9 protein-coding genes are annotated in these 12,570 nt (G+C 38.2%); 5 read left to right on the top strand and 4 right to left on the bottom strand.

Going from position 1 to position 12,570, the window contains the following annotated elements; translation table 11 throughout:
* The first annotated feature begins 12 nt into the window (after positions 1-12).
* From BM141_RS00045 to BM141_RS00035, 3 genes are all read left to right on the top strand, one after another.
* Positions 13-1,089: a glycosyltransferase gene (locus BM141_RS00045; protein ID WP_091538143.1), complete on the top strand. Its 1,077-nt coding sequence runs from the start codon at positions 13-15 to the stop codon at positions 1,087-1,089.
* 102 nt (positions 1,090-1,191) lie between these two features.
* A complete protein-coding gene (locus BM141_RS00040; protein WP_091538142.1) occupies positions 1,192-1,389 on the top strand; it encodes a hypothetical protein in 198 nt (65 codons plus the stop codon).
* Complete coding sequence (locus tag BM141_RS00035) at positions 1,389-2,681, top strand: MFS transporter (protein WP_091538141.1); 1,293 nt, start codon at positions 1,389-1,391, stop codon at positions 2,679-2,681. The genes BM141_RS00040 and BM141_RS00035 overlap by 1 nt, the downstream gene beginning before the upstream one ends.
* Positions 2,682-2,733: 52 nt before the next feature.
* Here BM141_RS00035 and infB read toward each other — a convergent pair whose 3' ends face one another.
* Complete coding sequence (gene infB, locus BM141_RS00030; protein ID WP_091538140.1) at positions 2,734-6,060, bottom strand: translation initiation factor IF-2; 3,327 nt, start codon at positions 6,058-6,060, stop codon at positions 2,734-2,736.
* A 260-nt stretch (positions 6,061-6,320) separates the two neighbouring features.
* On the opposite strand from infB, the gene BM141_RS00025 reads away from it, so the two are divergent.
* On the top strand, positions 6,321-7,610 hold the full coding sequence (locus BM141_RS00025; RefSeq protein WP_091538138.1) for a hemolysin family protein: 1,290 nt from the start codon (positions 6,321-6,323) through the stop codon (positions 7,608-7,610).
* A gap of 13 nt (positions 7,611-7,623) precedes the next feature.
* Here BM141_RS00025 and BM141_RS00020 read toward each other — a convergent pair whose 3' ends face one another.
* The 3 genes from BM141_RS00020 to cas13b form a co-directional block, all read right to left on the bottom strand.
* Complete coding sequence (locus BM141_RS00020; protein ID WP_177217210.1) at positions 7,624-8,409, bottom strand: ABC transporter ATP-binding protein; 786 nt, start codon at positions 8,407-8,409, stop codon at positions 7,624-7,626.
* 11 nt (positions 8,410-8,420) lie between these two features.
* Positions 8,421-9,629: a GWxTD domain-containing protein gene (locus BM141_RS00015; protein WP_091538136.1), complete on the bottom strand. Its 1,209-nt coding sequence runs from the start codon at positions 9,627-9,629 to the stop codon at positions 8,421-8,423.
* Between the two features lie 62 nt (positions 9,630-9,691).
* Complete coding sequence (gene cas13b / locus BM141_RS00010; protein WP_091538134.1) at positions 9,692-12,139, bottom strand: type VI-B CRISPR-associated RNA-guided ribonuclease Cas13b; 2,448 nt, start codon at positions 12,137-12,139, stop codon at positions 9,692-9,694.
* Positions 12,140-12,323: 184 nt separating this feature from the next.
* On the opposite strand from cas13b, the gene BM141_RS00005 reads away from it, so the two are divergent.
* A partial coding sequence (locus BM141_RS00005) for a helix-turn-helix domain-containing protein (protein ID WP_143090725.1) occupies positions 12,324-12,570 on the top strand: 247 nt, incomplete at its 3' end.

Here is a 12,570-nt window from a genome sequence, read left to right as displayed (position 1 = left end):
TACTTTGATACCATGAAGCAAAAAATACTATTTCTCACACCTTATCCATTAGGGGTGGCACCTTCTCAGCGATTTCGGTTTGAGCAGTATTTTGAGATATTGAAAGAAAAGGGCTTTGATTTTGATAGCCAATCTTTTATAGACGAGCAGACATGGGAAATTTTGTACTTGAAAGGAAATTTGACGAAAAAGGTAATAGGAATTTTTCGTGGATTTCTCAGAAGATTTTATTTGCTATTTTTCTTAAAAAAATACCATTTCATTTTTATTCATAGAGAAGCTGCTCCTTTATTCCCTCCTGTTTTTGAATTTTTAATGGCTAAGGTGTTTCAGAAAAAAATCATTTACGACTTTGACGATGCTATTTGGCTGCCCAATACTTCTAAACAAAATCGCATTTCAGCTTTTTTGAAATTTCACCAAAAAGTAAATTGGATTTGCCGATGGGCATATAAAATCAGTGCGGGCAATGACTACCTTTGTGCGTATGCTCGGCAGTTCAACCCCAATACATTGCTAAATCCTACTACAATAGATATGAGCCACCACCAAAAAAGCAATAGCCAAGAAGTGCAGGCAGGGGATAAAATAGTGATTGGCTGGACAGGCTCACACTCAACATTAAAATATTTACATGAAATAGAGCAAGTTATCAAAGAAATAGAAAAAAACTACCCCATTCATTTTTTGGTCATTGCTAACCAAAAGCCTGAAATACAATTAGACAGCCTAATTTTTCTCTCTTGGAAGAAAGAAAGCGAAATAGAAGATTTATCAAAAATACACATTGGGATAATGCCCTTGACTGATGATGAGTGGGCAAAGGGCAAGTGCGGATTCAAAGCCCTGCAATACATGAGTTTGGGGATTCCTACGCTTGCCTCTCCTGTGGGGGTCAATACCACAATTATACAAGACGGCAAAAATGGCTTTTTGTGCGATAGAGCAGAAGTTTGGCGAGAAAAACTTGTTTTGTTAATTGAAAATGAGAGTCTTAGAGCAGAGTTGGGCAAAAATGCACAGCAGACAGTAGAAAAATACTTTTCTGTGCAGGCAAATAAGGAGAATTTTTTAAGACTTTTTAGTTAAGTTATTTTAGATAGTGTTTTTCTGCTAACTTTGCAAAAACTTTTTAGCATCGGTACGTGTTAAAGATTCAAGTTATTATCACTTCTAAATCAATTATTGACGATGACAACAGTTATTTTAGGAATTGCTTTTGTAGGTTTGTTCTTTGTAGCCTTATCTGTACGACTAATTTTCTTGAAGGACGGCGAGTTTAGAGGCACTTGTGCCAGCCAAAGTCCTTTTCTCAACAAAGAAGGGATTACCTGCAATGTATGTGGCAAAGAAGTAGGAACTTGCGAGAAGGAAACAGCAAAAGCCTAATGCAAAAAAATAATCCTAAAGTCCTCAATGCGTGGTGCTTATACGACTGGGCTAACTCTGTTTATGCACTCATTATCTCCTCTACGCTCTTTCCTGTTTATTATAACAACGTTACCCGAAAGGCTTTTAGTGGGGAAGAGGTCTATTTTTTAGGCTTAAAAATCAGTAATACTGTCATTTATTCTTACTCTATTTCAGTAGGTTATCTTATTTTGGTATTGGTATTACCTTTACTCTCGGGCATTGCAGACTATAGTGGACGCAAAAAAAACTTCATGCAGTTTTTTACTTGGGTAGGGGGGCTTTCTTGCATCGCACTGTTTTTCTTTCACGGAGAGAACATTGAGTTTGGGGTTTTCTTTTCTATGCTGGCAGTTTTGGGGTATGCAGGGAGTTTAGTTTTTTATAATTCCTATCTTTCAGACATCGCCAGTAAAGACCGACACGACTATCTTAGTGCCAAAGGGTATGCTTGGGGGTACATTGGGAGTGTGATACTTTTGTTATTTATCCTTCCCTTAGTTATCTTTTACAAGCAGGTTGGTTTTTCTCACGAGTTAGAGGCAATGAGGTATGGGTTCTTGCTAACAGGTGTTTGGTGGATTGGTTTTGCACAAGTTACTTTTTATTTTTTGCCTACTCCACACAGCGATAATTCTTTGCAACATCTTCTTTTACAAGGATATAAAGAAATACATAAAGTCTTTCGCATGTTGCAGACTATGCCTGCCCTCAAAGTTTTCTTGTTTTCTTTCTTTTTTTACATCATGGGAGTACAAACAGTGATGTTTTTGGCGGCAACTTTTGGAGAAAAAGAAATAAGATTGAGCAGTGAAAAGCTGATTATCACTATTTTACTTATTCAAATATTAGCCATAGCGGGAGCATATTTTTTTGCTTGGGTTTCTGAAAAAAAAGGAAATCGATTTTCTATTCTTTCTATGCTTTTGATTTGGATTGGTGCGTGCTTAGGTGCGTATTTTATTCAAAGTGAATACCATTTTTATACCTTAGCGATTATTATTGGTTTGATTATGGGAGGCATACAGTCGCTTTCACGTTCTACCTACTCCAAACTTCTTCCCCAAGATTCGCCTGATACGACTTCTTTTTTTAGTTTTTATGATGTAAGTGAGAAAATAGCTGTGGTCTTAGGAACTTTTGTGTATGGATTAGTAGAGCATCTTTCTGGGAGTATGAGAAATAGCACTATTGCTTTGGCAAGTTTTTTTGTTATTGGATTTGTTTTGCTTTACAAAAATAGGATAGAAAATACAAGAAGCGATAATTAATTGAAAAATAAAACTTTGGCAAAGTTTCAAACTTTACCAAAGTATATATCTACTATAATTTCCTCTTGACTTCTTTTTGCTCATAGGCTTCAATAATATCACCTATTTGAATATTATTGAAATTTTTTAAGCTAATACCGCACTCAAAGCCTGTTTTTACTTCGCTTACATCATCTTTAAATCGTTTTAAGGCACTTATTTCGCCATTATTGCTTTCTCCACCTCCATAAATCACTATTCCGTCTCTAATTAGTCGTACTTTTGAGTTTCGTTTGATAACTCCTTCAGTAATGTAACAGCCAGCTACTGTGCCTACCTTGCTGATTTTAAAGACCTCTCTTACTTCTGCATTACCAAGTATGACCTCCTCAATAGTAGGCGCAAGCATACCTTCTAAGGCATCTTTGACATCATTGATAGCATCGTAAATGATAGAGTATAATCGAATTTCGACGCTTTCTTTGTCTGCCAATTTACGAGCATTGGCAGAGGGTCTTACTTGGAAACCAATAATGATGGCATCAGCCGTAGTTGCCAGAGTTACATCGGCTTCTGAGATTTGCCCTACGCCTTTGTGTATGATGCGTACCTCTACTTCTTCCTTAGAAAGTTTGAGTAAGGAATCAGAGAGAGCTTCTACTGAGCCATCTACGTCTGCTTTAACGATGATATTGAGTTGTTTAAAGCCAAGCGCAATTCTTCTACCTAACTCGTTGAGGGTAGTACGCTTGATAGCTCTAATACCTTGCTCTCGTAAGAGTTGTTCTCTGCGAGTAGCTATTTCTTTGGCTTCTCGTTCTGTGGTAACATTAAATTTATCACCTGCTTGCGGTGCCCCATTCAAACCAAGAATCTGAACAGGCATAGAAGGTCCGGCTTTGGTGAGTTTGTTGCCGCGATAGTCCAACATTGCTTTCACTTTTCCATAATGCGAACCAGCCAATACCATATCGCCGATTTTTAGCGTACCTGACTGCACAAGCACTGTGGCTAAGTATCCTTTGCCTTTGTCCAAAGAGGCTTCTATGACTGTACCTGTAGCATTTTTCTTAGGATTGGCTTTTAAGTCTAAAAACTCTGCCTCTAAAAGTATTTTTTCCAATAGGTCTTCTACACCGATGCCTTTTTTAGCAGAGAGTTCTTGGCACTGATATTTGCCGCCCCAGTCCTCTACTAAGATATTCATATTTGCTAAGGCTTCTTTGATTTTGTTAGGGTTGGCATCTGGCTTATCTATCTTATTGATAGCAAACACCATAGGGACACCTGCTACCTGAGCGTGATTGATGGCTTCTACTGTTTGGGGCATGACGCTATCGTCTGCTGCTATCACGATGACGGCAATGTCTGTAACTTTTGCCCCACGCGCACGCATCGCAGTAAAGGCTTCGTGTCCGGGGGTGTCTAAGAAAGTGATTCTTTTACCGCTGCTTGTTACTACATCATAAGCACCGATGTGCTGTGTAATTCCTCCTGCTTCGCCTTGGGTAACATTGGTCTTACGAATATAGTCCAAGAGAGAGGTCTTACCATGGTCAACGTGTCCCATGATAGTAACGATAGGTGCGCGAGAGACTAAATCCTCCTCTTTATCTTCTTGCTCTAACTGTATAGAGGTTTCCTCCTCAGCTGAGATGAATTCTACTTCATAGCCAAACTCGTCAGCGATAAAGGTAATGGCTTCTGCATCTAATCTTTGGTTGATTGCGATAAACATTCCAAAAGACAAGCATTTGGAGATGACCTCATTAACAGAAACCCCTAAAAGGGTAGCTAAATCGTTAGCTGAGATAAATTCTGTAACTTGGAGGACTTTTTTATCTTTTTCTTGCTGTAATAGCTCTTGGTTACGTGCAAAATTGCTACGTAGTTTTTCTTTCTTTTGCTTACGCCCTACCGCTTGCTTACTGCCTTTGGTAGAGGTATTGAGCAGAGCAAGGGTATTTTTTATCTTTTCTTGGATTTCTTTTTCAGAAATCTCCTCCCTTACAACCTTATTACGGTTGTTGTTATTATTACCGCTATTATTATTATTATTATGCCTGTTTGTTTTTGCTTGGTTGTTGTTGTTACTGCTGTTTTTATTATTGTTATTATTATTATTATTTCTGTTATTATTGGTATTTTCTTTTTTGACATCCTCTTTTTTCACCTGATTATCAGGGGTAAGTGCTTTAACTTCCACTCCTTTATCACGCTCTTTGCGTTTGCGTTTGCGTTTGCGCTTTTCTTTGCTGAGATGGTCGTCTGAGGAGGCAACAGGTTTAGGTTTTTTCTTCATCCTTGGGTCCGGGAGTTCTATTTTGCCCAAGATTTTAAGACCGGGCAAAGCATCTGCTTTTGCCTCAATAAGTTCGTTTTTCTCCTCTGTAACGGGAGCATCTTCATCAATAGGCTCTTGTCCTTTTTTCTTGTTGAGTTTTGCCGATTTAAGGATATCGGAAACCGTAGTTGTTTTTCTGAGGTCGTTTTCTACGACGAGATTTTTTTCCATGTGTGTAGTATCTGTGTACTCCGTATCTTCCTCTAAAACTGGAGCTGTTTTTTGTAACATCTCATCGTTGGAGGAGTGCTGAACTATTGGTAAGTTTTGCTCTACTTCAATGTCTTTTTCAAGCAAAGTTTGCTGTTGTTCTTTGGTTATTTTTAAATCTAAATGTTGGGTATGTTCAGCAGTTGTATCTGTTTTAGTTTTTATAACCTCCTGCATAGGAGTTTGAATTTCTTGTGGGTTTACTTTTTGCTCACTGATTAGTGGAGAAGTTTCTGATTGTAGGTTTTTCCCCTCTACATTGACCTCTTCGGTTTTGACAGTTTTTTCCTGAACAACTTTCTGCTCCGTTTGTTTGCTTTCTACTTCCTTAGCTTCAATTACTGTGTTTTCTACAGGCTTGTTTACGATAGGAGCGATTTTCTCTTCGTTTTTGATAGGTTGTTTTTTGCTATTCAGGTCTATTTTGTCAAGGACTTTTAGCCCCGGAAGTTTGGCTTTGATAACTTCTGGCTCTGGCTTAGGCTTCTCCTCGTTTTTTTTCTGAGAGAAAGGATTTTTATCTTTATTAGAGTCGATGAAAAAGGCATTCTTGATAAAGATTTCTTTTTCTTCTTCTTCTTTTTTCTTTTCTATAGAGGGAGTAGATTTGATAATAATATTTTCACTTTGACTCTTGCCAATATTAAGATTACGGGCTTCTTTTTTGGTAATGATAGATGACTCAAAGTCCTTAGACAATAAGTTAAACTGCTCGATAGTAATCTTGGCATTGGGATTACTCTCTACTTTCAGTTGGTACTTACTGGAGAGGTGTTTCACAATGGTATCTACCGACACATTAAGTTCTTTAGCCGCTTGGCTTAGTCTTTTGACTTTCTCTTCCACTCTATAATTTTTTGGGTTAAAAACGTTGCTTAAAAATTAGGTTTGCTAAACAAAATACAAAATTAGCTATATTTTGTTAAATCGACAAATATTATTGCATTAAAGTTTCATTTTCAAGGAAATTAACCTTGTTTGTAGAAAACCCTGTGCTTTACTTGCTAATTAGACAATTTTTTACGACTATTGTTTAGGGTATTAGGTGCTACTGTGGATACCTGTAATTTGCATTTTCAATCAACCTTTTTTTAGCATATACCAATATGGCAGGTGATATTTTACTAACTATTTTTTTAGTAATCCTTAATGGGTTTTTTGTGGCGGCGGAGTTTGCCATAGTCAAGCTACGCTCCTCCCAGTTAGAACTCAAATTGTCCGAAGGTATCATTAAGCAAACTTGCCGACATATTCTCCAACGATTAGATGCTTACTTGGCGGCTACTCGCTTGGCGATTACTATGGTGATGATTGCGATTGGCTATATTGGCGATATAGTTACCTTGGAAGTCATTTTGCAGATTTGTGAATGGCTGGAGTACGACCCCCCTGCCGAGATTACAGGACACGCTGTCGAGATTTCTTTTGTGATTATGACTTTTTTGTTAGTGGTTTTTGGGGTACTTGCCCCTAAGTCTATTTCTATTCGCTATCCTTTGGCAACTACGCTCTTTGTGGCACTGCCTCTACGTGCTTTTTATACAATTTTCTATCCTGTTATCTTTTTACTCAATGGAGTAGCCAACCTTGTGATTAGGATGTTTGGAATTAAGCCTTTGGCGGGCAATGATGCCGCGCATACAGAGGAAGAACTGAGAATCGTGATTGCGGAGAGTGTGCGAAGCGGAACTATCAATACCAACGAACAGCACTTAATAGAGAAGGTATTTGAGTTTGATAACCGATTTGCTAAGCAAGTAATGATTCCCCGACTGAAAATTTCAGGCATAGACATCAACTGGGAAAAAGAAAAAGTGCTTGAAACAGTGATTGAAGAAGGCTACTCCAGAATGCCCGTATACAGAGATAGCATAGACAAAATCATAGGTATTGTCTATTCCAAAGACCTGTTGGCGTTTGCTAATAGCCAGCAAGATTTGAACTTGGAAAATATCATGCGACCCGTTTATTATGTACCAGAGTCTAAGCGGATTAAAGATTTAATCAGAGAGTTTCAAAAAAAGAAAATCCATCTGGCGATTGTTACAGACGAGTTTGGGAGGACTGTGGGGCTGATTTCTCTGGAAGATATTATCGAGGAGGTTTTTGGAGAAATTTACGATGAGTATGATGAGGAGAAGGTAATCATTATTGATAAGGTCAATGACAAAGAATTTACGGTAAATGCCGTAGCCTCCATTGTAGATGTAAATAGGTTACTTCCCCAGCCACTTCCTGAAAATAAGCATTATGATACGGTATCAGGTCTGATTTTGTATAAGTTAGGGAAATTACCTAACGTAGGGGATAGATTAAAAGTGGGCAAGTATGAAGTAGTAATTACGAAAAAGAGCCACTTAGGGGTAGAGTTAGTCAATCTCAAACTGATACGATGAGTAGCTGATGTAATTAAGCATCAGTCTTTAACTTAAATCTTTTGTTTTCCCTATCAAAATAAATGCTTGCATTGGTAAAGTTTTTTTCTATGTGATTATCCTCGATGAGGCTTAGTGCGTTGGCGGAAATCAGTTTTTTTTCTTTGTTGATGAGCCAAATCTCATGAGCAACTTGCAATACTTCGGAAAGGTCGTGAGTAGCAATAAGTATAGCTTTCTGCTGCTGTTCTGCGATTTTTTTTAATAGCAACAAAATTTCTAAGCGATTGATAACATCTAAATGGGCGGTAGGCTCATCTAAAAAGAGCAAGGGGGTATTCTGAGCTAAGGCTCTGGCTATCCATACTTTTTGTTGCTGTCCATCGCTGAGTTGATAGACTTTCTGCTCCGCCCAAGTGGTAATTTGAGTAATTTGCATAGCTTGGTCTATTTTTTCCTTGTCAAAAGTGGTCAGTTTCCCCGCCCAGCCTAAGTAAGGGTAGCGACCAAGACTCACTAAATCTTTGACTTTCATCAGGTTGATTTCAGGCTTATCAGTTAGCACGAGGCTAATTTTTTGTGCTACTTCACTTCGGGGTATTTTGGCGAGGTCTTTCCCTTCTAAGCACACTTGCCCACTAAGGGAAGGCTGAAGACCCGCTAAGGTACGCAGCAAGGTGGACTTTCCCGTGCCGTTGATGCCAAGCAGGGCTGTGAGCTTGCCTTGCTCCAAGTGCAAATGCAGGTCATCAAGCAGGATTTTTTCTTGCTTTTTTGTACGATAACCTACCGACAAGCCCGAAGTATGGAGTAAGTGCATGAGTAATGTATTTAGTTTGCTACCAGACCCAGCCTCCATTTTTCAATGGTTTCGTACCAAATCGCTCCGTACTCTGACTTGCGGATAAGTTCGTAATGCTTCTCGCTGAACTGATTGGACTTTTGTACGAAGGCAAAGGTAACTTTGACATTGCCATTGTTGAGTTGGTACGTCCAAAGTTGTTGGTTGCCTTTGGTGGTGATTTGCGGCGCCCCGAAGGCTATGTAAATCATGCCCATATCAGTTTTCCAACCCTCTTTGTAAGTAGTAAAGGCGCGGTTGGCGTATTCTACACGCTGATAATAAAGCCGTATCATGCGTTTGGCATTCTCTTCGTTTCCACCGAGTTGGAGCCAGTACTGGTCTAAGGCACTTTTCTTGTTAGTGGTGCGGTTGAGTTGATTGATTTCCTCTTGGGTAGAAATATAGACCAAAGAGGCGATGAGGTCTTCTATTTTGGTAAACTTGGGGTAGGAGGCATCCATGACGTTGAATCCCAGCCCTTTGTTGCTGGTGGTATCTGCTTGGGCAAAGTACAAGCCCTTGCTTTTCAGTACGAAATTTTCGTTGGTAGGAATAGTAAAAAAAGAATCCACACTGACCTTGGGGTTTACGTTCAGGTTGTTGAGCTGCATAGGGGGGAGGGCAGGGAGGAAATTTTGCTTGATGCGATAGACATAGACAGGCACGTCCGCCCCTTCAAAACGTAGGGTATCTTGGTTGCTGACGAAATTGTCAAACACTTGCCCTTGTGTTTTGCTCAGTACGAAAGGCAGCGGATTGTCAGCTTTACCTAAACCTATTTCCTTGATAAGGAGTTGATTAGCTTCTAAATCTTGTACCCTCAGAATCATGACCGAAGGCATGACTTGGGGCTTGATGATGCCAAAGCTAAGGTAAAAACTATTGCCCCTTTTCTGTACGAACTGATTGTCAGTGGGGATAGAATCTGACTTTAAGACTTGTGAACTCTCAAAAGTAGGTTTGATGAGGTAGCTTAGCTTGATGCCTTGGAGGGTAGCGGCTTGGTAGAGCCGCTCTATGTCCAACTCCAAGAAGATTTCTAAGAGTGTGCCTTTGTTCACTACCTTAGCATTGCAGTTGATGCCCATTCTGCCTTGTGGAGTGTTGGTAGCGGTGGGAGAGGTGCTGACACAACCATAGCCCAAAAGGGAAAGAGCGAAATAGACAAGGAAGTAGAAATGCTTACGTATCTTCATGATTGAATAAGATTTGTTGCTGATGCTTTGCCAGCCAAAGTTAGCAAAAAAATTTGTAAAAACTATGCGGTTTGTTTTTTTACCTCTGCAATAAGTTGGTCATAGATACGCATACTCTCATCAATGATTTGGCGTACTACCTGCTCAGGGGTAAAGTCTGCCTGCATTTTGCTTTGCAAGAAGGTAGTGTAAGGGACTTCGTTGTGAATGAGTTTGTTGCGGAGGAGGATAATCAAACAAGCCTCCAAAGTTTGTTCAGGGTGCGTTCGTTTTGACTTTGCCAATTCCTTGTCGTTATTCAAATGTTGTGCGCCGTCCATTCCTACTATTGGGTTGATATTGAGGTCTATACCTAACGTCTTGTCTTGCAAGAATTTTATGTAGGTATTATGAGAAATATGAGAGTCCTTAGGTTGCTCTTGTTTCCAATATTTTCCCAAGCGCGTATTTTCAAAATCTGTATCAGGTTGTCCATATTTTTCATGGAGTAGTTGCTCTAACTCCATTGCTTTTTCTAAAACAGTAATCTTGTCTTTGAAAATTTTGCTTCCGTCTTCATTTCTTTGAATAAGATTACGAACCTCTAAAAGTGTAATAGCCTTTTCTAATTCAGTTTTTGACAAAGCCTCTCCTTTGCTCTTTACATCATAAAAATAGCGAAAAAGATTAGGCAAGCGGCGGTCTTTGGCAAAGCGGCGAAGGTCGCCGTAGTCCTTGATTTTTAGTGTTTCAGAAACAGCACCAACTTCAATAAGTTGTTTTTCAGAAGTACAAGGTTTTCCTGAAATGGCATTATTTACTGCAATATCTTCTTTATCAACTATATAATTCACTTTTACCTCCATTTTAATAGGCGTATCTAAAAACTTCTCTAAGTCTTTTAGTTTGAAGTTTTTAAAATCTAAGTTTGTGCCTTGTGTACGATTTTCAGATAAATCTTTGGCAAGAAGCCACAAAACTCTGTCTTTGTGCTGTTCTAAGCGCAAGACTTTTTCAGTAGATAAAAGGTAACTGCGGAATTTCTTTAAAGCATCTTTTTGAGCAATTTCTTTTAGTTTATCGTATTTCTCTGGTTTGTCTATCCATTCGTAAAGAGAAAGTTCTTTATAGTGATACAATTCTTTACGATTTTCTAAACTAATAACTTGACATTCAATTCTTTTGATTTGCTCTTTGCTAAATATTTCTTTGCTTTTTTCAGGCATTTTGTAATGCCTATTGTGAGTATAGAAAACCTGTGTATCATTTTCTAACCATTCCCTAAGTGCATAAACTACAGTTCTTTTCTCATTTCCTTCTTCATCTTTGCCAAAGGTGAGTTTTTTGCCTTCTTTCTGCATTGCTTTTTCTATGCCTTCTATAATCGCATCTTTGAATAGGCTGGATGGCAAGGCAATAGGAATCTGAGCATAGTTTTTATCTAACTTTTCAGGTTGATTTTCTTGATATTTGAAGTCAAATAAATACCCTAACTTGTTTTGAAGTTCATCTATGTTAAAGAATGTTTTGTCTTTAAATTCTTTTTCTATGCTAAAAACATGAAAACAAAAATCCTCTGCATTTTTACAGTTGCCCAAGTTTATACCTTTCCAATCTGTGATATAGTTTTTTAGAAAAATTTTAATGACTTGTCTATCAAAATTAAAAAGTGCTTTTTTTAATTCCAGTAAAGACTTTTTTACTTTTTTGTCTTTTTCATCTTTATTCACTCCATGAAATTTTTTAAGGTATTGTTCTGCCTTTTTGAAAATAGGGGCAAAAAGGTCTATGCTATCATAGACACCAATAAAATACTCTTTCCTTTTCTCCAAGTATTTTTTGTAATATTCGTACAGGTTTTTGCTATTTTCCAGTTTTACATCTTTGAGAAAAGGGTGCAGTTCTAAAAGCCTGTATTGGTCTAAGTGTGCCTGAATGTCATCTTTTTGAAAGTAGGCAAGCAGGTTTTGCAAGCGGTTGTACTCCTCATCATTGAGTTTGCTATGGTGTACTTTTCCATCTTTGATATGTTGGTGATGTTTTCGCAGATAAACCATGTCCCTTGCCAAAATTTGGGCAATGTGTCCCGCTCTTAGGGTGCGCTCCTCAGGCTTTTTCTTTTCCAATGCCTTGCAATCTTTGATGAGTTGTTTGGTTTGTGCTTTGATTTCATCTATTTTTATCAAAGCCAATTGCCTATAGCTTGGCGTGCTTACTTGTATCAAATATTCTTTGATGTCATCTGGCAAGTGCCAAACTTTCAAGCCTTTGTAATCGGTATCTAAAAATTTTTGTAACTTTTCATGACGCTCTTTTAAATCTTTAAATTCCTCTTTGGAATATGGATAGCCTGGGGGGTGGCTCATATTTTCCTCTTTTTTCTTGATGTATTTTTTCCTCAATGGTTCAAAATTAAGAGGCGTAAGCATAGGCAAATTAGTAAGAAAATTTTTATATAAAGTAATGTAATCACTGATAAAAGCCTCTGCTGAGGTGCTGATATGTCCTTTCTTGTATAGGTATTGATACAAAAATAAGTCGGGTAATTCGTGCGTACTAATAATCGCATCAGGTGCATTATTTTTTATTTTGGTAGCCAGACCACTTGCGTCCTTTTTAGTGATAATTGGTTTATACTAAAAAGTAAAAGGTTTTGAAATTTGGATTAGGAAAATTACGAAAAAAGTACAATATTTGGTAATCAAATTAGTAAAAATGTTATCACAAGCAGACTATGATTTACTAAGGGAGTTACAACACAATGAACGCTATGCCAGAGCGTACAAGAAGATAACTGTGCTTTTAATGCTTCATTTGGGTCAAAGTATGGAGGTGATTAGTGCCAGTTTAGGCATCAGTGAAGGAACAGTGAGGAACTATCGGCAGCGATATGAGCAAGTAGGTTTGGAAGCCTATTTACAAGATAATTATCAAGGTTATACAGGCAAGTTGAGTGTGGCAC

Origin of the sequence: Thermoflexibacter ruber (assembly GCF_900113045.1) — a bacterium.
GTDB classification, from domain to species: Bacteria; Bacteroidota; Bacteroidia; order Cytophagales; family Thermoflexibacteraceae; genus Thermoflexibacter; species Thermoflexibacter ruber.
The sequence above is the reverse complement of the archived record's forward strand: the minus strand, read 5'-3'. Positions and strand labels throughout refer to the sequence as shown.